This is a genomic window from Emergencia sp., assembly GCF_048465375.1.
GTDB lineage: Bacteria > Bacillota > Clostridia > Peptostreptococcales > Anaerovoracaceae > Senimuribacter.
The window spans coordinates 1-22,804 of record NZ_DBFWLQ010000005.1; the positions used below are offsets into that span (position 1 = coordinate 1).

22 protein-coding genes are annotated in these 22,804 nt (G+C 44.5%); 18 read left to right on the forward strand and 4 right to left on the reverse strand.

Annotation, left to right across the window (positions count from 1 at the left end; translation table 11 throughout):
- Positions 1-65 precede the first annotated feature (65 nt).
- Complete coding sequence (locus ACMQ5W_RS04225) at positions 66-611, reverse strand: NADH peroxidase (RefSeq protein ID WP_148493499.1); 546 nt, start codon at positions 609-611, stop codon at positions 66-68.
- Between the two features lie 201 nt (positions 612-812).
- Here ACMQ5W_RS04225 and ACMQ5W_RS04230 point away from each other — a divergent pair, with 201 nt between their 5' ends.
- The 12 genes from ACMQ5W_RS04230 to ACMQ5W_RS04285 all read left to right on the forward strand — a co-directional run bounded on the left by ACMQ5W_RS04230 (position 813) and on the right by ACMQ5W_RS04285 (position 10,284).
- Positions 813-2,012: an ABC transporter substrate-binding protein gene (locus tag ACMQ5W_RS04230; protein WP_419023657.1), complete on the forward strand. Its 1,200-nt coding sequence runs from the start codon at positions 813-815 to the stop codon at positions 2,010-2,012.
- A gap of 31 nt (positions 2,013-2,043) precedes the next feature.
- Positions 2,044-2,268: a NifU family protein gene (locus ACMQ5W_RS04235; protein WP_148493497.1), complete on the forward strand. Its 225-nt coding sequence runs from the start codon at positions 2,044-2,046 to the stop codon at positions 2,266-2,268.
- Complete coding sequence (gene pepV / locus ACMQ5W_RS04240) at positions 2,268-3,713, forward strand: dipeptidase PepV (protein WP_419023659.1); 1,446 nt, start codon at positions 2,268-2,270, stop codon at positions 3,711-3,713. Before ACMQ5W_RS04235 ends, pepV begins: the two co-directional genes overlap by 1 nt.
- Positions 3,710-4,255: an ECF transporter S component gene (locus ACMQ5W_RS04245; protein ID WP_148493495.1), complete on the forward strand. Its 546-nt coding sequence runs from the start codon at positions 3,710-3,712 to the stop codon at positions 4,253-4,255. The genes pepV and ACMQ5W_RS04245 overlap by 4 nt, the downstream gene beginning before the upstream one ends.
- 5 nt (positions 4,256-4,260) lie before the next feature.
- A complete protein-coding gene (gene tsaE / locus ACMQ5W_RS04250; RefSeq protein ID WP_148493494.1) occupies positions 4,261-4,680 on the forward strand; it encodes a tRNA (adenosine(37)-N6)-threonylcarbamoyltransferase complex ATPase subunit type 1 TsaE in 420 nt (139 codons plus the stop codon).
- Complete coding sequence (gene tsaB, locus ACMQ5W_RS04255) at positions 4,668-5,462, forward strand: tRNA (adenosine(37)-N6)-threonylcarbamoyltransferase complex dimerization subunit type 1 TsaB (protein ID WP_419023661.1); 795 nt, start codon at positions 4,668-4,670, stop codon at positions 5,460-5,462. Before tsaE ends, tsaB begins: the two co-directional genes overlap by 13 nt.
- A 4-nt stretch (positions 5,463-5,466) precedes the next feature.
- Positions 5,467-5,910, forward strand: a complete 444-nt coding sequence (rimI, locus tag ACMQ5W_RS04260; protein WP_419023663.1) for a ribosomal protein S18-alanine N-acetyltransferase — start codon at positions 5,467-5,469, stop codon at positions 5,908-5,910.
- 100 nt (positions 5,911-6,010) lie between these two features.
- Positions 6,011-6,190 (forward strand): hypothetical protein, encoded by a 180-nt coding sequence (locus ACMQ5W_RS04265; protein WP_148493491.1) that lies wholly within the window; start codon positions 6,011-6,013, stop codon positions 6,188-6,190.
- A 2-nt stretch (positions 6,191-6,192) separates the two neighbouring features.
- Positions 6,193-7,209, forward strand: coding sequence for a tRNA (adenosine(37)-N6)-threonylcarbamoyltransferase complex transferase subunit TsaD (gene tsaD / locus ACMQ5W_RS04270; RefSeq protein ID WP_419023665.1), 1,017 nt, complete (start codon positions 6,193-6,195; stop codon positions 7,207-7,209).
- Positions 7,210-7,238: 29 nt separating this feature from the next.
- Positions 7,239-9,188: an ABC-F family ATP-binding cassette domain-containing protein gene (locus tag ACMQ5W_RS04275; RefSeq protein ID WP_419023667.1), complete on the forward strand. Its 1,950-nt coding sequence runs from the start codon at positions 7,239-7,241 to the stop codon at positions 9,186-9,188.
- A gap of 96 nt (positions 9,189-9,284) precedes the next feature.
- Complete coding sequence (gene acpP, locus ACMQ5W_RS04280) at positions 9,285-9,521, forward strand: acyl carrier protein (RefSeq protein WP_067536026.1); 237 nt, start codon at positions 9,285-9,287, stop codon at positions 9,519-9,521.
- Positions 9,522-9,612: 91 nt separating this feature from the next.
- A complete protein-coding gene (locus ACMQ5W_RS04285; protein WP_148493488.1) occupies positions 9,613-10,284 on the forward strand; it encodes a redox-sensing transcriptional repressor Rex in 672 nt (223 codons plus the stop codon).
- A 95-nt stretch (positions 10,285-10,379) separates the two neighbouring features.
- Here ACMQ5W_RS04285 and ACMQ5W_RS04290 read toward each other — a convergent pair whose 3' ends face one another.
- The gene (locus ACMQ5W_RS04290; RefSeq protein ID WP_148493487.1) at positions 10,380-10,550 is read right to left on the reverse strand and encodes a DUF362 domain-containing protein; all 171 of its coding nucleotides are present in this window, start codon (positions 10,548-10,550) and stop codon (positions 10,380-10,382) included.
- A gap of 70 nt (positions 10,551-10,620) precedes the next feature.
- On the opposite strand from ACMQ5W_RS04290, the gene ACMQ5W_RS04295 reads away from it, so the two are divergent.
- The 6 genes from ACMQ5W_RS04295 (at position 10,621) to ACMQ5W_RS04320 (ending at position 21,856) form a co-directional block, all read left to right on the forward strand.
- Positions 10,621-11,445, forward strand: a complete 825-nt coding sequence (locus ACMQ5W_RS04295) for a hypothetical protein (protein ID WP_419023669.1) — start codon at positions 10,621-10,623, stop codon at positions 11,443-11,445.
- Positions 11,446-11,789: 344 nt separating this feature from the next.
- Positions 11,790-12,746 carry a DNA glycosylase gene (locus ACMQ5W_RS04300; RefSeq protein WP_419023671.1) on the forward strand — a complete coding sequence of 319 codons (957 nt, stop codon included), beginning with the start codon at positions 11,790-11,792 and terminating at the stop codon, positions 12,744-12,746.
- 345 nt (positions 12,747-13,091) lie between these two features.
- Positions 13,092-13,370 carry a co-chaperone GroES gene (locus ACMQ5W_RS04305; protein ID WP_148493484.1) on the forward strand — a complete coding sequence of 93 codons (279 nt, stop codon included), beginning with the start codon at positions 13,092-13,094 and terminating at the stop codon, positions 13,368-13,370.
- A 22-nt stretch (positions 13,371-13,392) separates the two neighbouring features.
- Positions 13,393-15,039, forward strand: coding sequence for a chaperonin GroEL (groL, locus tag ACMQ5W_RS04310; RefSeq protein WP_148493483.1), 1,647 nt, complete (start codon positions 13,393-13,395; stop codon positions 15,037-15,039).
- A gap of 154 nt (positions 15,040-15,193) precedes the next feature.
- Entirely contained in the window at positions 15,194-18,298 is a 3,105-nt protein-coding gene (locus ACMQ5W_RS04315; RefSeq protein ID WP_419023673.1) for an ATP-binding protein, read from the forward strand.
- A gap of 465 nt (positions 18,299-18,763) precedes the next feature.
- A complete protein-coding gene (locus ACMQ5W_RS04320; protein WP_419023675.1) occupies positions 18,764-21,856 on the forward strand; it encodes a hypothetical protein in 3,093 nt (1,030 codons plus the stop codon).
- Between the two features lie 66 nt (positions 21,857-21,922).
- Here ACMQ5W_RS04320 and ACMQ5W_RS04325 read toward each other — a convergent pair whose 3' ends face one another.
- Both ACMQ5W_RS04325 and ACMQ5W_RS04330 read right to left on the reverse strand, forming a co-directional pair.
- Positions 21,923-22,300: a type II toxin-antitoxin system death-on-curing family toxin gene (locus ACMQ5W_RS04325; protein ID WP_419023677.1), complete on the reverse strand. Its 378-nt coding sequence runs from the start codon at positions 22,298-22,300 to the stop codon at positions 21,923-21,925.
- Entirely contained in the window at positions 22,297-22,548 is a 252-nt protein-coding gene (locus ACMQ5W_RS04330) for a type II toxin-antitoxin system prevent-host-death family antitoxin (protein ID WP_419023679.1), read from the reverse strand. Before ACMQ5W_RS04330 ends, ACMQ5W_RS04325 begins: the two co-directional genes overlap by 4 nt.
- Positions 22,549-22,804 lie beyond the last annotated feature (256 nt).

The window sequence follows — 22,804 nt, forward strand, 5'->3', positions numbered from 1 at the left end:
AAAGAAAAAGAGAGCCATTTCTGACTCTCCATATCTTCTAAGTATTGAATTTCTAACGCTTAGGCTTAGCCGAAGTATCTCTTTAGAAGTCCTGCGAATGCAGCACCATGTCTTGCTTCGTCTTTGCACATTTCGTGAACAGTATCGTGGATTGCATCCAGGTTCTGCTGTTTAGCCATAGTAGCGAGGGCTTTTTTGCCTGCGCAAGCGCCAGCTTCTGCTTCGACTCTCATCTCTAAGTTCTTCTTAGTGGAATCTGTAACAACTTCGCCCAGCAGTTCTGCAAATTTAGCTGCGTGCTCAGCCTCTTCGTAAGCAGCTTTTTCCCAATAAAGTCCGATTTCTGGATATCCTTCTCTATGAGCGACTCTTGCCATAGCCAGGTACATACCTACTTCTGAACATTCACCTTCGAAATTTGCTCTCAGGCCATCTATGATTTCCTGATCAACACCTTTGGCAACGCCAACAACGTGCTGGTCAGCCCATTCTACTTTTCCTTCTTCCTGCTTGATAAACTTTTCTGCTGGAACCTTGCACTGAGGACAATTTTCAGGCGGCTGATCTCCTTCGTGAACGTATCCACATACTGAACATACCCATTTCATAATACTAATTCCTCCTTTTAATTACATTACATTTGATTTCGATTTTCATCGTGATATATACATTGTACCACAATTTGGAAAGACAAAACAAAAAAGTTTTGTCAGCTTTCGGTGAAACATCCTTCACAGAAAAAAGGTTTACTTTTATGCCAAATATAGTATAATTAATTGTATGTATGCAATCAGAACAAAGAAGGGGAAAATATGAGGAAAAAGAGAAACATGGCCCTGGCACTTGTCTTAATATCAATAATGATTGTCATGACAGGCTGTACAACTTTTGATAATTTTAAAGAAGCCTTTTTCTCTGAAAAGGGAGCCGCGTCTGACACGGTCAAAATCGGCATATTGGAGCCGCAGACCGGAAATGACAGCGAGAAAGGCCAGATGGAAATAGAGGGAATAGAACTTGCCTACGGGATTGCCGGTGAGGTACTGGGGAAGAAAGTGGAACTGGTATATGCGGATACGCAGAGCAGTATCTATGTAGCAGAGAGTGCCGTGGCGGATTTGATAGATAAGAAACCTGCCATTGTCCTGGGCAGTTACGGGGAGGCAGTGTCCCTGGTCGCCAGTCAGAAGCTGGGCAAAGTGAAAATACCCGCCATTGCGGTTACAGCGACAAATCCGCTGATTACAAAGAACAACGAGTATTATTTCCGGGTGACATTCACTGATGCAAGTCAGGGCAAGGCTTTGGCAGACTACGTCTTTGAAGAACTGGGACAAACAAAAGCCGGCATCATCAAGATGAAGGATGAGGATACCACTAGCGAACTGGTGAGACAGTTTACGGCACAGATGGCAGAGCTGACAGAAGACGAGACCAGTATTGCCGCATCTGTGCAGATTGATTCCAAAACGAAAGATTACAAAGAATATATAGAAAAAATCAAAGCCTCTGGGGTAAAGGCCGTCTTTATGCCTGTTTCTTTAAAAACTGCCGACAAGATTTTTGCTGAGGCAGAGAAGATGGGATTGACTGATATTACGTTTATTGGACCGAAAGATTGGCATAATAATGATATCGTTGAGTTACAAAATAAATATGTGGGTATAAAGATAGCGGTAGCATCTAACTTTATGAGTACCAGCGCTGAGGAAACGGCGGATAAGGACATCCTATATAACCAGTTTATCAAAGCGTACAAAGCGAAGCATGGCGATAGCGAACCGCCAGAGGAAACGGTATTGGGGTTTGACGCCTACATGATCGGAATACAAGCGATCGAAAAGGCGGGGTCCATCGATGGGTACCTGGTAAAAGAGGCGTTGAAGGGTACCAGTCACTTCAGAGGCGCTTCCGGAGAAATCTCTTTCGATGAGACGGGAGAGCCGACCAAACCAATCAACGTGGATATCATTAAAGACGGCAAATTCGTTTCCGTTTATACAGCTAAATAAGTAAATTTTTAAATACAAAGGAGAAATAAAAATGGAAGACAAAATTAAGGCAGCTTTAGACCAAATTAGACCAGTATTACAGAGAGATGGAGGCGACATCGAATTTGTTGAACTGACAGAAGATAATATCGTGAAAGTCAGACTTCAGGGACACTGTGCGGGATGCCCAGGCGCAAGAATGACTCTGAAAGGCGTCGTAGAAAGAATTCTCGTAGAGAGTTATCCTGAAATCGCTGGTGTTGAAGCAGTAGACTAATGGATTATCTGAAAAAGATAGAGGAGAACAGGGAACTGCAGATTCAGACTCTGCAGGACCTTGTATCCATCAAAAGTGTGCAGTCAAATCCTGCAGCGACCAAGGATGGGGAAATTTTTCCCTTCGGAAAAGGCGTGCAGGATGCTTTTGCGTACACGCTAAACAAGGGAAAAGAACTGGGCTTTGAAGTAAAAAATGTAGACAACTACGGCGGTCATATTGACTTTGGAAGCGGCAGCGAAATTGTGGGCGTTTTAGGTCATCTGGACGTGGTTCCGGAGGGTGACGGATGGTCCTTCGATCCCTATAGTGGCGCTGTTTCAGATGGGTATATCTATGGCAGAGGGACCTTGGATGACAAGGGGCCGGTGATTGCGGTACTTTTTGCCATGAAAGCGTTAAAGGATGCAGGTTATGTGCCGGCAAAAAAGATTCGGCTGATCCTGGGATTGGACGAGGAGACTGGCTGGAAGGGCATGGCTTACTACGGACAGCACGAAGAGACTCCCGCTTATGGATTCACGCCGGATGCGGAATTTCCTGCCCTCAATGGAGAGAAGGGAATCGTCACTTTTGAAATTGCTAAGAAGTTTGCCAAGAACCAGAACAAGGGATTGGAGCTGCGCAGTCTGACTGGTGGTGCGGCGGCCAACATGGTGGCAGAACATGCCAGAGCCGTGGTCAGAAGCGATATTCCTGAAAGCTACGGACAGATCAGAGCTTTAGCCGCTTCTTATAGAGAAGGTACAGGATATAAAGTCAGCGTTAAAGGTGTCGGCAAGTCTTTGGAAATCACGACGGAAGGGAAGTCGGCTCACGGCGCGGCGCCTGAGGCGGGGCTCAATGCCATTTCCATTATGATGGACTTTTTGGGACAGCTGAATTTTGCCAACGATGACGTTAACGACTTTATCCAGCTTTACAACGCTTATATCGGCTTTGATTTTAACGGAGAGAAGCTGGGCATCGGATTCAGCGATGAGGTGTCAGGAAAACTGACTCTGAACGTGGGCCTGGTGTCTTATGACAGAGAATCTATCACATTAACAATCAATGTCCGCTATCCTGTAACCTACACGGATGAGCAAGTTTTCGAAGGAATTATGCCGGTCATCAACAAGTACGATTTGGGCATCATCAAAGGCCGGGCACAGGCGCCGATTTTTATGGACCCAGAAAGTCCGATGATCAAAGCGCTGATGGAAGTTTATCAGAGGAATACAGGCGACTATGAGAGCAGGCCGCAGGTGATTGGCGGAGGTACTTATGCCAGAGCCGCAAAGAATATCGTTGCTTTCGGAGGTCTCTTTCCGGGTGATCCGGACCTGATGCACCAAAAGGATGAACGTCTGTCTATCGAAAAACTGATGACGATGACAAAAATTTATGCAGATGCGATTTATAAACTCTCCCAGGCGGAGTTTATGATTACGGAGGAAGAATGAATAACAATAGATTTAATACAGTAAAAATAGCCAAACTGGCCATGATGGTGGCCATTTCCTGTGTTTTGGTTCTTTTGATCAGGATACCATATCCGCCAGCACCATTTCTAGAGTACGATCCTGCGGACGTGCCAATTTATATTACGACCTTTGCCTTTGGACCGGTTTCCGGTTTGGTCGTCACCTTGATTGTCAGCCTCATTCAGGCCTTTGCCCTGGGTGGAAACGGAGTGTACGGGTTTATCATGCACTTCTTTGCGACAGGGATCTTTGCGCTGATTGCCGGCGGGCTCTATCGCCATAAGAAATCAAAAAAAGAAGCGATTATTGCTCTAGTTGTGGGTGTCATCGCCATTACGGCGGTCATGTGCATCGCCAATATTATCATAACGCCTTTGTTTCTCGGTACACCGAGAGATGCCGTCTTGGCAATGCTGATCCCTATCATCATACCGTTTAACTTGCTGAAAGCAGGTATTAACGCACTGATTACGTTTCTCGTTTACAAGCGGATTTCAAAATTCTTACATAAGGGTGCATAAGATATATGAGAGAAGTATTGATCAAAAGTGAAGAAGATACGAGAGCCTTTGGCCATGGACTGGCAGAGAAGCTGCGCCCTAATACTGTGGTGGCTTTGATTGGCGATCTCGGAACGGGGAAAACGACACTGACAAAGTATATTGCAGAAGGGCTTGGCATCAAGGAAACGATTACAAGCCCTACTTTTACGATTGTCTGCGAATATCATTCTGGCAGGCTGCCGCTGTATCATTTTGACGTCTATCGTCTGGAAAATGCAGACGATTTGTTCGAAATCGGAGCGGAGGAATATTTTTATGCAGGCGGTGTGTCCATCGTAGAATGGGCAGATCAGGTGGCGGAAATTCTGCCGGATGACACCTTGTGCATCTTCATTGAATACGGTCAGAAGGAAGGAGAGCGAGTTTACAAATGTACATTCTAGCTATAGAGACGACTGGCCCGCTGGGCAGCGTCGCTCTCATAGACGACAGCGGAAATTGTTCTTTAAAAGTTTCAGCAGAAGAGATGAACCACCTAAAAGATCTGATGCCCATGGCACAGCAGATTTTGGATGAACGAAAAATCGCCAAATCTCAGTTATCGGCTGTTGCCGCCTCTATCGGACCGGGTTCCTTCACGGGAATCAGAATTGGCGTATCCACAGCTCGCGCAATAGCGCAGGCTTTAGATCTGCCGGCTATCGCTGTCCCCACCTTGGATATGTTTAAACAGAAATGCGACGGCAGGGCTTTGATTGCTCCGATCTTTAACGCCCGCAGAGGTCAGGTTTATGGTGGTCTCTTTGCTGAAGACGGAGGGGACCTTCTGACGAGCGGACCTTACCTGCTGACAGAAGTGTTGGCCGCAATAGAAGCTCATCTTGCAGATGTGCGGGCGGAAATGCCCTGTGGCATGCTGCAGGCGTCCACGATTACATTTTATGGTGACGGTATTGACGCGTATGAAAGGGAACTTTCTGCCTTTAAGGAAAAAATGCTGAAGATAGAAGGCTGCCGTATTTTGCTGGCACCAAAGGAAGAACGCTATCAGGATGCCGTCATGGCAGCGCGCGCAGCTCTGAAGAAGTATGAAGCAGGTGAAACTCTTGCTGTCAATCAGCTGCTCCCTGACTATATGAGAGTGACCGAAGCGGAACAGAAGCTGAAAGACGGCAGCCTTGCTAAGGAAAGGGCTGCCAAGATGGCCAGATTTAAAGCGAGATAGACTTATGAAAGAATTAGTGATCAGAAAAGGAAGGGTAGAAGACCTGGACGGTATCGCTGCCCTGGAGCAGGTGTGTTTCGCCTCACCCTGGTCCAGAGAATCTCTCTGCCGTGATATGACAGAAAATCAGATGGCAGAGTATTTCGTCGCGGAACTTGACAATGAAGTGGTCGGATACCTGGGCATCTGGCTTGTCTCTGAAGAGGGATATATCAACAATGTGGCTGTGTCGCCTTTCCATCGGAGACAGCATGTCGGCTCGGCTTTGATCGAGACCATGCTGGAGGTGACGCAGGAGGAAGGCGTTCGCGCACACACATTGGAAGTGCGCGCCAGCAATGAAGCGGCAAAAGGACTTTACAAGAAGTTTGGCTTCAACGAAGCCGCATTGCGAAAAGGGTATTACGAGGATAATGGTGAAGACGCCATTATCATGTGGCGATACTGATCGGCTGCTCGTCCCTGTGCGGCTTTGGCAAAAATGCATAATCCTCAGCAAATCAGACCAAAATAGCTTTAACAAAAAGGCTGATTGGGAGGATTGTGCTATGGATATGGAAAAAAGACCTTACGATGATGTAGAAAGATACGGCGGTTTGATGGAAATTTGTACCCACTGCAACCGCTTTGAAAGGAGATACGACTTTGACACCTTTACTATGTCGGACTATCAGTCCTGTGAGAACTGCAGGCATCTGGGGCCTGACGACCGGTGCTTAGTCAAATAGATATGAAAGATCAAAAGTTTTTGACGATGGCAATTGAATCCAGCTGTGATGAAACTTCCGTGGCAATTCTCGCTGACGGACGAACGGTGCTTTCCAACGTCATTTCATCGCAAATCGACATTCACACCGCCTTTGGGGGAGTAGTGCCGGAGATTGCGTCACGCCATCATCTGGAGAACATGAATACAGTCGTAGAGCAGAGCCTGCGAGAGGCAGGGGCAACCTTGGACGAGATTGACCTTTTAGGCGTTACCTATGGTCCTGGTCTCGTAGGCGCACTGCTTATGGGTGTGGCTACAGCAAAGGCCATTGCCTTTGCCAAGGACATTCCTCTTGTAGGTGTCAATCACATGCATGGCCATATCAGCGCGAACTTTATCCAGTATCCTGATTTGGAGCCGCCATTTATGAGTCTGATTGTTTCAGGCGGTCATACCAACATCGCATTGATGACTGATTACGGCAAGTGCACTGTTTTGGGCGGCACGAGAGACGATGCAGTTGGAGAAGCATACGACAAGGTGGCGAGGGTGATCGGCTTAGGTTATCCCGGCGGACCAAAAATTGACAAGGCGGCGAGAGAAGGTAATCCGGAGGCGATTCACTTCAAACGAGTGTTTTTAGAAAAGGGAAGTCTGGATTTCAGCTTCAGCGGTCTGAAGACAGCGGTGCTCAATTACTTAAATACAGAACGACAGGCTGGCAGGGAGATCAGCGTGCCTGATGTGGCGGCAAGCTTCCAGGCTGCGGTCATAGAGGTAATCGTCAAAAAGACGATGGAGGCGGCGCTAGACAGAAAACAGGAAAAACTCGTTTTGGCAGGCGGCGTGGCGGCGAATTCCAAGCTGCGTCAGGATTTGCAAGAAGCGTGTGATAAACAGGGGATCAAGCTATATGTTCCGAGTCCTGTTTTGTGCACCGATAATGCGGCGATGGTTGCTTGTGCGGCTTATTACAAATATCAAAGGGAAGGCGCGGACGATCTTTACCTGGATGCTTATCCGAGCTTGGCAATTTGACAGACATATTATTTTGGAGAAATTTACACATGGTAATTTTATCAGCAAAGGACATCACAAAGACCTACGGCGTGGACACCATTTTGGAGGGTGTTTCTTTTCATGTCAATGAGGGGGATCGCATCGGTATTGTCGGTGCAAACGGGGCAGGTAAAACCACGCTGCTCAACATCCTCTCGGGCCAGCTGCAAGCAGATGGCGGCAATTTTTTCTTGTCACAGAACACGACGATAGGCTACTTAAAACAGAAAGACAACTTTGACAGAGAAAACACTGTCATAGAAGAAATCCATAAGATCTTCAAGCCACTTGAAGAGATGGAAAAAGAACTGACCGAGCTCTCCGTTAAAATCGGCGAACTAGGTGCCGAGGCAGGATGCATGATGAATAGTTATGCGACCCTTACAGACACCTTTAAGAACGAAGGCGGTTATTCTTACAAAAGCGAAATTTCAGGCATTTTGAACAGCATGGCTTTTGGAGAAGAATATTATGATAAGAAGATCAGCACGCTCAGCGGCGGCGAGCGGACGAGACTGGCGCTGGCATGTCTGCTTCTAGAGAAGCCTGATATTCTTTTCCTCGACGAGCCGACCAATCATCTGGATATCGGCACACTGAAATGGCTGGAACAGTATCTAAAAGGATATAAGGGAACCATTATCATGGTATCTCATGACAGATATTTCCTCGATCAAATGACCAACCGGATCTTTGAAGTAGAGCATCACAAGCTGAAATGCTACGACGGCAACTATACTGCCTTCGCTGAGAAGAAACGGGCGCTGCGGGAAGCGGAGATGCGGGCGTACAATAAGCAGCAGGTGGAAATTAAACGTCAGGAAGACCTGATCCGGCGCTTTAAGGAGCGGGGAACGGAAAAACTGGCAAAGCGTGCAGCGTCCAGAGAAAAGCGGTTGGACCATTTGGAGCGCATCGAGCGGCCGGAGGCGGAATTAGGCAAAGTGAAAATTCATTTCCGCCAGCAGTATCAGAGCGGCAATGACGTTCTCCATGCGGAGGGGCTGGCAAAGTCCTTCGGATTCGGGGCTTCCCGCAGAGACCTGTTTGAGCACGTGAATTTTGATATCAAACGAGGCGAGCGAATCTGCATCGTGGGACCTAACGGCGTGGGAAAGACGACGCTGCTGCGAATCATGATGGAGGAACTTTCTCCGGGAGAAGGTTATCTGAAAATTGGTCACAACGTACAGTTCGGTTATTACGATCAGGGACAAATGCTTCTGAACAACGAGACGACGGTGATGGATGAAGTGCACGACTCTTATAAGCTCTATAAAGACAGTGAAATTCGTTCCATCCTGGGTCGCTTCCTCTTTAAAAACGACCAGGTTTTTCTCAAGGTAGGATCTCTTTCTGGCGGAGAGAAAGCCAGGCTGGCGCTGTTGAAGCTGATGATGAGCGGCGCCAATGTGCTAATACTAGACGAACCGACCAACCATTTGGACATCGATTCCAAAGAGGTTTTTGAGGACGCACTTCTGGAGTATCCCGGAACGATTATCGTCGTCTCCCATGACCGATATTTTCTCAACAAAATACCGACCAGGATTTTGGAACTGGAGAAAGAGGGTTTGACGGAATATCTGGGAACTTACGACTATTACGTTGAGAAAAAGGCTTCTATCGAGTCAGGCAAGAAATACTTAAAGGAACTTTCTGAGTCCGAAAAAGTCAAAAATGCTGCTGACGGTTTCGATGAAAATATGGATCTCAGTCCGGCGGAAGAACGGGCTATGAAGAAGAAGAGAGAAGCAGAAGCGCGGCGTCGGGCGAGAGAAAAGGAGAGGCTGGAAGCCTTGATCGAGGAGTTGGAGGAGAGTATCTCACAGATGGAAGCCGAGATGTGTAAGGCGGAAAATCTGACAAAACCCCAGCTTTTGACGGAACTCGACGAAAAAGTGAAAGATTCGAGGGTAAAACTGGAAGAAGCGTACGACAATTGGATGGAATTGTAATAGAATTAGAAAAAACTTGAAATTTTGTCTTGCATTACATATAGTAGTCAACTATAATAAGTTTTGTAATTTAGTAATGACAAATGGAGGTTAGTTATGGCTTTTGATAAAATAAGATCAATTATTATGGAACAGTTGAGTGTAGAGGAGTCTTTAGTGACGATGGACACCAACCTAATGAAGGATTTGGAAGCAGACTCTCTTGATGCTGTAGAAATCATCATGGCAATCGAAGAAGAGTTTGACATCGAGATTCCTGATGAAGAAGCTGAAAAGTTCCAGCTAGTAGGCGATTTAGTCAGATACGTTGAAGAAAATTGCGAACAAGAATAGCAAGGAAAACCCGTCAGCCTCTGACGGGCTTTTTTGTAAATGCTGCCTAGGGAACGGCAGACAGAGAGACTAGGAAAAGGTGGTGAAGGAAATGAAAAATGCAAAGATATCCAATGCAGTAATTAAACGGCTCCCAAGATATAGGAGATATTTGATAGAACTGCGAAAGAAGGGTGTAGAGAAGATCTCCTCAAAGGAGTTCAGTAACCTGATCGGCTATACGGCTTCGCAGATCAGACAGGATTTGAACAATTTTGGCGGGTTTGGACAGCAAGGCTACGGTTACAGTGTAGACGGACTTTATGATGAGATCAGTGCGATCCTGGGATTAGACAAGGAATACAGAATGGTCATCATGGGCGCAGGAAACCTGGGCCAGGCCATCGCCAAATATACCCACTTCCACAAGCAGGGCTTTAAAGTCTGCGGCGTATTCGAAATCAGCCCTAAATTGATCGGCAAGGATCTTGACGGCATCGAAATTATGGACTATGAGAACATCGTAGAGTATGTGGAAGAAGAAGAAATCGATATCGGCATCATCTGTGTGAACCAGAACAACGCACAGGAAGTGGCTGACAAACTTTCCTTCGCAGGAGTAAAGGGAATATGGAACTTTGCTCCCACTGATATTGAAGTGCCAAAGCACGTAGCACTGGAGAATGTACATTTATCTGACAGCTTGCATTCTCTGGCGTACCATATGAACGACATTCAGAAGAAAGAGCAGATTTCTAAGGACAAAGCGAAAAAGGATAATTAATCTGCCGCGGCTTAAGAGGCATGGGCCTGGGCGAGGAGAAAAAAATAAAGCTGTTTCAGAAAGAAACAGCTTTATCATTTGGTTATGTGTTTAAATTAACCTTCAACTGGAGCATCTACTGGGCAAGCACCAGCACAAGCGCCGCAATCAATGCACTTATCTGCATCGATTACATATGTACCGTCGCCTTCAGAGATAGCTTCAACTGGGCATTCTGCTGCACAAGCTCCACAGCTGATGCAAGCGTCTGTAATTTTATAAGCCATGATATATCCTCCTTTAAGACATGTCTTGAATTCGAATTCTATTATAGCAGAAGGGCGAGTATAAGTAAAGATGAAAGTTTATACTTTGACGGGTAAAAGTGGCACTGGGAAGTCATACCAGGCCATCAATTTATGCAAAGAAAAAAATATAGAAAGTATCATTGACGATGGATTGTTCATTTACAAGAATCGAGTGGAAGCGGGGATTTCCGCCAAGAGACAAAAGACCATGGCCGGAGCCATCAAGACAGCGCTGTTCACTTTAGATGAGCATGCGTCTTCGGTGGCGGCAAGGATACGGGAACTGAACCCTTCTTCTCTTTTAATTATCGGGACCAGTGACCGCATGACTGATAAGATTGTTGCGCGTCTGGACTTGCCACAGGCCAGCGAGCGTATTTATATTGAAGATATTACCACACCAGAAGAACGGGAGGCAGCCGACAAGCAGAGACATATACAGGGCAAGCATATTATTCCTGTGCCGACCTTGCAGCTGAAGAGAGACTTCGCGGGATATTTTCTGGACCCTTTGCGCATCTTCCGAGGCATGAACGTAGGCGGCAAAGCACAGTTTTCTGAGAAGACGGTCGTGCGGCCTACCTTTAGCTACATGGGTGAGTTTTTTATCTCAGACACTGTGTTGACCGACATTGCCTCCTGTGTTGCAGGTGAAGTGGAGGGCGTTGCAGAAGTAATGAAAGTTTATGAAAACACGGCTCCCGACAACCTGGTAGTAGACGTATCTATTGCCATTGGCGAGGGCAGCCCCCTTTGGGAAACTGCCATGGACTTTCAGAAACGTTTGGCGGAGGTCATAGAATCTATGACAGCTTTTAACGTGGTGAAAGTGGATGTGGAAATCAGCGGCATCGCCAGAGGCGTGCGGGGCTAGCGCACAAAGCGCCCTAGATCAAGTGAATGACTGATAATGTGAAAGCCTAGATCGTAGGCGTTTGCTTGGATTTCTGCAGTTTTCCATATGCTGGTCTTTGCAGGCAGGGTTGTGTTATGATAAAATACATTTCATCGACAAGTGGCTGTCGTTCAAACGAATGAAAATCGTTTAGGCGGAGGCCACTTTCTAATTGGAACAGAGGTCAAAGCAAAGCGGGATCGTTACGCAGAATTGCCTGTTTTCATGCTTTCGGTTAAGCAGAAGAGAGAGGAATCTTGTTTGCTGGGTAACAGAGTCTTGATGCAGCCTTGACGGAAGAAAGGAAGAAAAAGGGTAAAAGAATGAGCAGATATATCGTTGAAAACATCAGAGATTTTCATCTGGATCATATTTTCGACTGCGGCCAGTGCTTCCGGTGGGAGCGACAGGCAGATGGCTCCTACACGGGAATTGCTCATGGCAAAGTGGTCAACATGCAGTTTCAGCCAGAAAAGCAGACCGATGGGCGGCCAGACCTTAGCGAGGAACCCCCGGATCGGACACTGCCCTGTGACCACGCAGAAGCTTTGAATGGGACGCAGAACTCCGATCAACGGCAATTCTTCAGCACATTACAGCCCTCCGGGCGCCTGGTCATCGATAACTGTACAGAGGAGGACTTTCAAAAAATCTGGAAACCCTATCTGGATCTGGATAGAGACTATGGGGAAATCAAAAAATCATTGACGGCGCAAGACCGGGTGATGGCACAGGCTGTGGAGCAGGGACAGGGCATTCGGATCTTAAAACAGGATTTATGGGAGACGATTGTTTCCTTTATCATATCGCAGAACAACAACATACCGAGGATTAAAGGGTGTATTGAGAATTTGTCCTTGCTGTTCGGGCAGCCGGCAGGCGAATATGCGGGCCGGGCCTATTACAGCGTGCCTGGGCCGCAGAAAGTGGCAAGTCTGACGGCGGAAGAACTGGCACCGGTCAGACTTGGCTACAGAACCAGGTACCTGATAGAGACGGCGAAGATGGTATGTGAAAAGGGGCTGCCTGAGGATGAGGAACAGCTTTCGGCATTGTGTGGTGTTGGACCGAAAGTTGCAAACTGTATCTTGCTGTTTGGAATGGGTAGATACGATAGCTTTCCTATTGACGTTTGGATGGCAAGAGTCATGAATCAGCTTTATGGCATTGATGAAAAAGATCATAGAGAAATGTGTGCCTATGCGCGGGAACATTTTGGCCAACTGGGAGGTTTTGCCCAGCAATATCTCTTCTATTATATAAGGGAGAAAAACAAGTGAAAAATGTCGGAAGCTGTAGTGGTGAAGAGGGCAGGGGAGAAGAGGGGAGACCCTTTACCAGAAACAGGATGCGAAAAAATGGCAGTCTGCGGCAGTGGGCTGCTTTTTTGTATAATCTATTGCTTTCGGCGTATGATAGACAAGAAAAGCGGACTTCGTCCCTCCAATAAAATTTCACAAAAAAATTTGCAAAAAAATATTGACATTGAAGCGAGAAAGACCTACAATAAAGAAGATGATTAGCACTCGAATTAAATGAGTGCTAACAAACCGACGCGAAAGATGTGTCAGAAGGTTAGCAAAACAGTACATAATAATATCAACATAAACTAGGAGGTAGAGAAAATGAGTTTTGGAATCAAGCCACTGGGCAGCAGAGTTGTGATTAAGAAATTAGAGGCAGAAGAAAAGACAGAAGGCGGTATCATCCTTGCGAGTGCGGCAAAGGAAAAACCACAGACAGCCGAAGTCGTAGCAGTTGGTCCGGGAACAAAAGACGAAGTGATGGAACTTTCTGCAGGGGACAAAGTCGTATTTTCTAAGTATGCAGGAACAGAGATCAAATACGACGGTGAAGAATACACAATTATGAGCCAGAGCGACATTTTGGCAATCGTAGAATAATTAATCAGGGAGGTAATGAAAAATGGCAAAGGATTTATTTTATGGCGAGGACGCCAGAAGAAAGCTTCAGGTAGGAGTAGATAAATTAGCAGATACTGTTAAGATCACATTAGGACCTAAAGGCAGAAATGTTTTGATCAACAAATCATTCGGATCACCTTTGATCACTAACGATGGTGTTACCATTGCAAGAGAGATCGAACTGGAAGACTCCGTAGAAAACATGGGGGCACAGTTAGTCAAGGAAGTTGCAACAAAGACAAATGACGTTGCCGGTGACGGAACGACAACGGCTACATTACTTGCACAGATCATCATCAGAGAAGGTTTCAAAAACGTAGCAGCTGGTGCAAACCCAATGGTCCTGAAGAGAGGTATCCAGGGGGCTGTCGATACAGCTGTTGAAGCAATCAAAAAGACTTCACATAAGGTAGAAACAAAAGAATCCATCGCCCAGGTTGCATCTGTTTCCGCTGCTGACGAAACAATCGGCGGCATGATTGCAGAAGCAATGGAAAAAGTCGGCAAGGACGGCGTTATCACAGTAGAAGAATCCAAGACCATGGGTACTACTTTAGATGTAGTAGAAGGTATGCAGTTTGATAGAGGATATCTGTCAGCATACATGGTAAGCGATACAGATAAGATGGAAGCTGTTTTAGAAAACCCTTACATCTTATTAACAGATAAGAAGATCAGCAACATTCAGGATCTGCTCCCACTGTTAGAGCAGATTGTAAAACAGGGAAGAAAGCTTTTGATTGTCGCCGAAGATGTAGAGGGAGAAGCGCTGACAACACTGGTTCTCAACAAACTGAGAGGAACCTTCGATGTCGTTGCTGTTAAGTCACCTGGATTTGGTGAAAGAAAGAAAGCATTGGTAGAAGATATCGCAGTTCTGACTGGCGCTACGGTCATCAGCGAAGAAGTTGGTTACGACCTCAGAGAAGCGACAGTTGATATGCTGGGTCAAGCAGGTACTGTCAAAGTTGAAAAGGACAGAACTGTCATCGTCAACGGAGCTGGCGAGAAAGCAGACATTGATGCTAGAATTAACGCTATCAAAACACAGCTGGCTGAATCTGAATCCGATTTTGACAAAGAAAAATGCCAGGAAAGATTGGCTAAGTTAGCAGGCGGCGTAGCTGTCATCAAAGTCGGCGCTGCAACAGAAACTGAACTGAAAGAAAGAAAGCTGAGAATCGAAGATGCGCTGAATGCGACACAGGCTGCAGTAGAAGAAGGTATCGTAGCAGGCGGCGGCGTAGCTCTTTGCAATGCAATTCCTGCTGTATCAAAATATGTTGAAACCCTGGAAGGCGACGAAAAGACCGGTGCTAAGATTATCGAGAGAGCATTGGAAGAACCAGTGAGACAGATTGCAGAAAATGCAGGTTTTGAAAGCAGTGTCGTTGTAGCAGAAGTGAAGAACCAGAAATCTGGAGTAGGCTTCAATGCTGCAACAGAAGAATATGTTGATATGATCGAAGCTGGTATCGTTGACCCTGCAAAGGTAACAAGATCAGCAATTCAGAATGCTGCATCTGCATCCGCAATGCTGCTTACAACAGAAGCTGGCATTGTTGAGATCAAAGGAAGTGATCCACTGACAAATGCTATGGCTAATGGCGGCCCTGGCGGAATGGGTGGCATGGGCGGCATGATGTAAGCGAAGCCCTGCGGTTCAAATTCATAATAGGCTCAATATTTATAGAGGGAGTTGCTATTTGGCGGCTCCCTTTTTAGATTGACAGAATATTACGTTGCGTATTGCCAAAATCAAGAGTAATATAAATGTAGAATCTATGACAGGAGAAAAGAAAATGGATTGGAAAAGCGCAGCCTCAATATTAGAAAACCTCCCTGGAGGCATTGGAGTTTTCAGCTGCGAGGATAGTGAGTTGAAACCGATATATGTCAGCAGGCAGATGCTGAAGATCATGAATTGCAGTGAATTAAAGGAATTGGAGCAACTGATACATTATGACGATGCGGCGCAGTTACGCTGCAGAGCCGAGGCACTTTTGCAGGAACAGCAGCCTTTGGTTCTCGATGTTCGTCTCTTTGATCGAGAGAAAGGAGATTATTTTTGGCTGCGATTAAGGGCGAATTGCACTCTTGATGCTGAGGGCAAGCAGACGATCTATACGGAAGTCAGTGATGTAAATGCTGAAAAACAGACAGATGTCCGCCTGACTTTAACGGAGAAAACCCTGTTTTCTGTTATTGAAGAATCGGGGATTCAGTTTTGGGAATATGACATCAAACACGACAGAGCTTATCTCGGTCTCAAATCAAGAACAGACTATAATATGGAAGGAATGATTGAAAACTTTCCTGCATCATGGATAGAAACTGGTTATGTGCATCCTGATGACATAGAAGAATATCTGCGCATGATAAACCGATTAAAAAGAGGAGCCGACAGCATTGGTTTTGACGCGAGAATCTGGAATCCAAATTTAGAGAGCTACGAGTGGAAGAAGATACGCTACACCGCTATTGTAGATGAAAGCGGCAAATCCGTAAAAGCCCTTGCCATAGCGGTGGATATTCACGATTTTAAACATAGTGAAGAAACGATGCAGGCCGTCATGGAGCAGATGGGTATCACTTCCTGGGAATACGATATCAACCATCGAACCATCATCCGTTATCAGGGCAGCGCAGATACTTTTGATGAGAAAGATCTGATCGTAAAGGATATTCCAGAGGCCCTATTTGACAAAAGAGGCGTATATCCAGGTGATGCAGAAATATTGCGAGACGGTTACCAGAGATTGTTTGACGGGGAAACCAGCGTCAAATTTCAATGCAGATATTGGGTTCCCCGCATCGCTCAGTACAAATGGTTTGAAACGGCTTACACCGTTATGCGTGACGAGGGAGGAGGTTCGCCAAGGGCTATCGGCACGGCGCGAGATATCGAAAAACAGAAGCGGGCGGAAGAACAGTATCAGGAACAACTGAAATTTATGAATGATGTGTCAGAAGATACTTTGATCGCCAAAGGCAGGCACAACATTTCGACGAACAAAGTGGAATTTTCTGTAGAACGCAGTTCTTATGCTATTCCAGGTACTGAGGGAGAGGACTACGATCAGTTTATCGCAAAACTCATTAAACAGCCTTTGAAAGAAGATAAACGAGAAGAACTTGCCGCAGTGATGTCCCGCCAGAACTTAATGGAAAATTACGCAAAGGGAATCAATAATTTCTCAGTAAAATATCAGCGTAAAACAAAGGATCAAAAGATGATCTGGGTAGAGACGATGCTGCGCACTTTTTTACAGCCTGGCAGCGACGATCTGATTTGCTTTGCCTACACTTATGATCGAACCAATAGTGTGCAGCAGCAACAGATTGTCAATCGCATCGCTGATATGGAGTACGACTTTCTCGCTATCCTGGATGTAAAGACAGAACACTTGCAGCTGGTGACGGTGAATGACGCTGCGGACATGAGGGAATTGCCTAAAACAGTGCACTATTCAAAGCATTACATACTGGGACTCCTCAAAAACGTGATGCCGGAGCAACAGGAACAGGTTATTGCAAACTTAGATTTAGATCATATCATTGACAGGCTGCGTCAGACAGACACATATTTCTTTGTGTTCTCTTTTGCTGACGGGGAGAAGATAAGGAAGAAAAAATTGCAATTTGCCTACCTTGATGAAAATAAGGATCTCATCATGTTCACCAGATCCGATGTGACAGAGGTCTACAAGAACGAACAGGCACAGCTGCACCGCATCGCAACAGCTTTGCGGGAAGCGGAAGAAGCGAACAGGGCAAAGACCGATTTTTTATCAAGAGTCAGCCACGACTTGCGGACGCCGATGAATGCCATTCTAGGACTTTCTAACCTAGGAATGGAAAGTGATGACGTAAACGAGTTGAAAAGTTATATGGAAAAGATTCAGTCGTCCGGCCAATACCTGCTCAGTTTGATCAACGATACATTGGACGTCAACAAAATTGAGAGTGACCGCGTTGAAGTGCATGAGTCATTGATGGATACTCTGACCTTGATTGAACCAGTCGTTTCTACCGGCAGAGTTTTGGCAAAAGAGAAGGGCGTACACTTTGTGGTAGATACTAGCGGAGTCGCTGCCGGCATGGTCAAAGGGGATGCAATTCATATCAGACGGATTTTAAATAACTTGGTTTCCAATGGAATTAAGTTCACTGACTCCGAGGGAACAGTGGAATTAAAAGTAGAAGAACGACCTTCTGACAATCTGCAGAAAAATGAGAAACTGCTCTACTGCTTTACAGTGACGGATAATGGAATCGGCATGAGTGAAACTTTTATGAAGAGTATGTATGAGCCGTTTGCACAGGAAAACGAAACCTCTTACATGGATAAAGGTTCAGGGCTCGGTCTTACTATTGTCAAAAAACTAGTAGACTTGCTCGGCGGCACTATTCAGGTTGAAAGCACCCAGGGTCAAGGGACTGTCTTCAGGATTTTCCTATGGCTGGAGAAAATAAAGAACCGTGATAAAGAGGCCGATGTGCAGATAACGGATGCTTCAATGGAGGCACTCAGAGGAAAACACATTCTCGTATGTGAAGATCACCCATTGAATACGTTGGTCGTAAAGAAACTTCTATCAAAGGTAGGCTGTATTGTCACCACAGCAGAAAACGGCCAGCTTGGTGTCGATCTCTTTCTCAGTTCGCTGCCAAAGACCTTTGACGCTGTTTTGATGGACATTCGCATGCCAGTAATGAATGGACTTGAAGCCGCCAGACAAATCCGTCTGGCAGATGAGGAGGTTCCCATTATCGCACTTTCGGCTAACGCCTACGATGTGGACGAAGAAAAGTCGGCAGAAGCAGGGATGAATGCTCATTTATCAAAGCCGATTGAACCCCAGTTAATGTACGAAACGCTATTAAAATATGCGAATTTTCGGTAATAACTGGATTTAGTACCAAGAAAAATATGATTTTGACCACCTTCTTTTTGGAAGACAGAAGATGGACGAAACCCTTGTAAACGGGTATTTTTAGACGTTTTTCGACTTTTATCAAAAAGAGACGGACAGGGAAGGGACAACAAAAATTATCACCAACCCATAATTTGCTATTGGAAATGTGGTTGTTTTATGATATAATGTGAACAAATGAAATACAAGTGCATAATGATGCATGGCCGAACCGGTCCAGATTGTGTACTAGCATTGATACATAAGGCTTTCAAGGTATTTAAAAAAACCAAATTATGGGATGTATTTATCCCTAAAATGTAAAAAATGCTTGCCAAGATGGGTTGATTTAGGTTATACTCATTGTGAACTATCATTTCATTTGTAAGTTTTGTGCAAAAAAGCGCATAACTATAATCTTACAAAACGAACAAAAAAGAGGGAGGAATTCTTAAAATGAAGAAATTTTTAACAGTGCTTCTTGCATTGTCAGTTGTCTTCACTTACACAGTTGGTACTGCGTTTGCAGTAAGCGGCACAGCAGATACCAAGTACAGTTTAAGCGATGTAGAGACTGCAATTTATGAGCAGGCACGGACCAATATTGAAATGCTGAATACGGTCAAAAGCAACTTCATGACAAACTATGCCACGAATAAGGTGACTTATGACAAGAGTGGAGTTAATGAAGTTGAATTTTCCAAGGCGGCTGTAGAAAAAGTGATTGATGCGGTCTTTGCTGATCTGGCAAAAAAAATCACTGATAAAGCTGACCAGCAAAAAGAAGAAGCTTTGAAAGCGAGCCAGGCAGTAAATGCTGAAGCAACCTATACGTATACACCAAATACGGGTGACTGGGTAGATAATGGTACTTTGTTTACGGATGAAGCCGGAACGCTTGCTACCGTTGATAACGCTTTTGATGAGGCTGCCGACGTAACTTCTAGCAACTTTGCCGAAAAAGTTGCTGCAGGTTTATATACTATTTCTGGTACCGCAACAAAACTGACAAACGAATCATTTGATTCAGGCGCTACTTATTACACGCTAAAGACGTTATATACTAGAGCAGAGGACACTCCTGCAACAACAGCATTCAAAGGATATTTCGATAAAAGCGAAGTCGAAGCTTTTGAGGATGCAGTGAATACCGTTTATGAAGACTATGACACTGCAGCAGAGATCAAGTCATATATTGATACTGACTTAGCGAACAGTTCATCCAAATATGCAAAGAATCTGTTAACTGCTGAACATGCTGCTCAGAAAGCAGAAATTACTGCACTGATTGACAAAGTGAATACAGCAAACTACAGCAATGAAGTTCCTGCTAATGCAGACAAGGATTCAGACTATTACTTAGAAACAGCTGAAGCTGCTGCATACAGCTTAAAAGCTGCTGGATATTACAGCTACAGAGCAAGAGTTGAGAGTGTTATTGCAAATGCGAAAAAAGAACTGGCTAAAAATGATATTACCAGCACAATGACCGTAGTTCAAATCGCAGAAAAGGTTAAAGCTATAGCAGGAGAGGATGCATTCTACGCAACAAATGTATCTAATATCATCTTCGCTCCAGCGGCTACAGCTGTGCCAACAATTCTTGAAGAAGGATGGACCACAGAAGATTTTGCAAAAGCACAGGAAAAATTAGTTGCTGCGCTTAAAGCATATCTTGATGATGCAAAATCCAAGGAGTACGATGCTGCATCTGATGTAGTAAGAGAAATGCAGAGAAAGGAAGCACAGGGTGAAACCCTGACTGCCGCAGAGAAGAAAGCACTGAAAGATGCTCAGGAGAAACTTGCAGCTTTAGACAGTGACTATGCTTCACTTACCGAAGTATATACATTTACTGCTAAAAATGATGTTGCCTATAACACAACCACTAAAATTAAAACTTATCTTCAAAGTCCTGACTGGGCTAACGATTTTCCTATAACTGCAGTGAAAAAATCATTGGCAGTTGTAAAAGCGGCCAAAGTTGACGAGTTCAACAAAAAAGCAGAAGCATTCAACCAGATGACTGGTCTTGATGGAAAGCCAATGTATGATAAAGATGTGGTTTCTAAGGCGCTTACCGTTGCAATAAAAGCTGTTTATGCAGCAGCTGATGCAGATGCGGTAAAGGCTGTTCCGTTTAATCCAAATCCATCACAAGATGTCGTAAAATCTGAAATGAAAAAAGTAATCGGGTCTATCGCCGATGCAACAAAAATCGAGTTTTCCAAGAAATTGTATCCAACAATTGCTAACTGGTCAACTGCAGGTTACGACAAAGACAAAACAAAAGAAGTTAAAACTATTATTGAAGATACAAAGGCAGCAGTAAAAGCGGCTAAAACTGTAGATGCTGTAGATGAAGCCTTCATTGCTGGATATACAAAATATGATGCAGTTCCTACCCTTCAGGATAGAGAAGATGCACAGGCTGAAAAAGCATACACTGACAAAGTCGCAGAGTATAAAACTGAATTAAAAATTCTGATTAATGCCAAGGCCGAAAGATACGGTACAACATTTGCAACAGATTTTGGTATTGATGCAGCTACTCTCTTAACTAACCTTGAGGGAACTAATGCAGCGAATACAGGACTGTATGCTGCATATACTGTTGAAGACATGAAAACCATGTACGATGATGCTGTGGCAGCTGTAAACAATCTGAAGCCAATAAAAGATATGGATGCAGAATTGAATGCAATCAACACTGCTATTGCTGCAGTCAAGGCACCAGTAACAGCTGATTCAAAGAATGAGATTCTTGCGCTGAATAAGAGAGTAAAGGAGTTTAAGGAGTCTGCTGAAATCACAAATTACACAACAACTGCACTTAGAGAATCTTTACTTAAATCTCTTACTGATGCAATTAAGGTAATTGATGAAAAGGAAATTACAGATGCTGTTGCAGAAATCATGAAAGATGGAAAAATTGACTTAAGTGAAAAATCTGCAGTAAAAGCAGTGATTGCTTTGGTTGATGCATACAGCGAAAACTATGGTGTAGATTTAGCAGCAACAGTTGGCGATACAAAAACTGTATATGACCATGACTTTACTAAACAGGATGTTGCCGCAGTCGAAGCAGCAATTGCAAAAATTGATGCAACTGCAAAGCCGCTTGATACAAACGCTATTAAAGCTGCGAGAGAGGCTTATGATGCTTTAGGCGAAGCTACAATCAGCACAGAAATGTATTCAAAACTTCTAGCATTGGAGACTCTAGCTACTGAAGCAAAGAATACTAAACTAGTTACAGGTGTCAAGGATACCACAATCAAAGCTTCATCCAAAGCATACAAAGGTAGAACAAGAGTTTCATGGGAGAAATCCTATGGTTACAAGGTAGATGGATATCAGGTATACAGATCCACAAAAAAGAGCAGTGGATATACCAAGATGGGAACTACTAAGAAGACTTACATGGACAACAAGAAGAACCTGAAGAAGGGTACTAGATACTATTACAAGGTTCGCGGCTACAGAGTGATTAACGGAGAAACCGTTTACACGCAGTGGTCATCAAAAGCAATCAGAACTGCTAAATAATTCAGCATAACTGAATACTTAAAAAAATCAAGAAGGCCGGAATTCCGGCCTTCTTTTATGCTTTCCCTATTTCTCGTGCAGCGTTATCCAACTGAGTACATCCTCATAACCGAATGAACCATCGGCCAGCGTCAGTCCAAGCCTAATAAGTTCTTCTTGCGTGTAAATGAGATCAATCCCATTTACAGATAGTGTCACTAGCATTACAAAGACTCCGATTCGTTTGTTTCCATCCACGAATGCATGATTTGCCGTCAATGCATACGCATATCTCGCAGCCTTTTCCTCTAAGGAAGGATATCTTTCGACCCCGTCAAAGGAAGCAAAGACGCCGTGTATGGCAGACTCCAGCAAACCATGGTCGCGTATGCCGTTCAATCCACCGGTTTTCTTAATCAGCCTGTGATGCAGCTCCACAATTTCCTCAGTGTTCAAAAAAATCATTTTGCCAGTTCCTTAAAAGCCTCCAGATTTTCCGTAAGGATACGATCCGCGGTGCTGTTGATTGTATCCATGCGGTTCTGCCTCATCATCTGGATATCCTCATACTGGTCAAAATCCACAACTACAAATTTGGGCTTGTTATTCTTCATGATAACAGCAATCCCTTCCTCCTCTACCATGTGTGCAACTTTTGAAAAATTCTGGTTTGCCTCCGTCATGGCTACCAGCCTGCTTGTATCAATCATCATTTTTATCACCTCTTAATTCATTATACCCCAAATCTAGGATAAAACAAACCTATTTAATTTATTTTTCCTCTCTAAGAATAGCTTTACTATTTAAGTGCGTAGCAAATTATTTAAAATTCAATGTTTCCCCACCCACCAAGATCATTGTGAACTATCATTTCATTTGTAAGTTTTGTGCAAAAAAGCGCATAACTATAATCTTACAAAACGAACAAAAAAGAGGGAGGAATTCTTAAAATGAAGAAATTTTTAACAG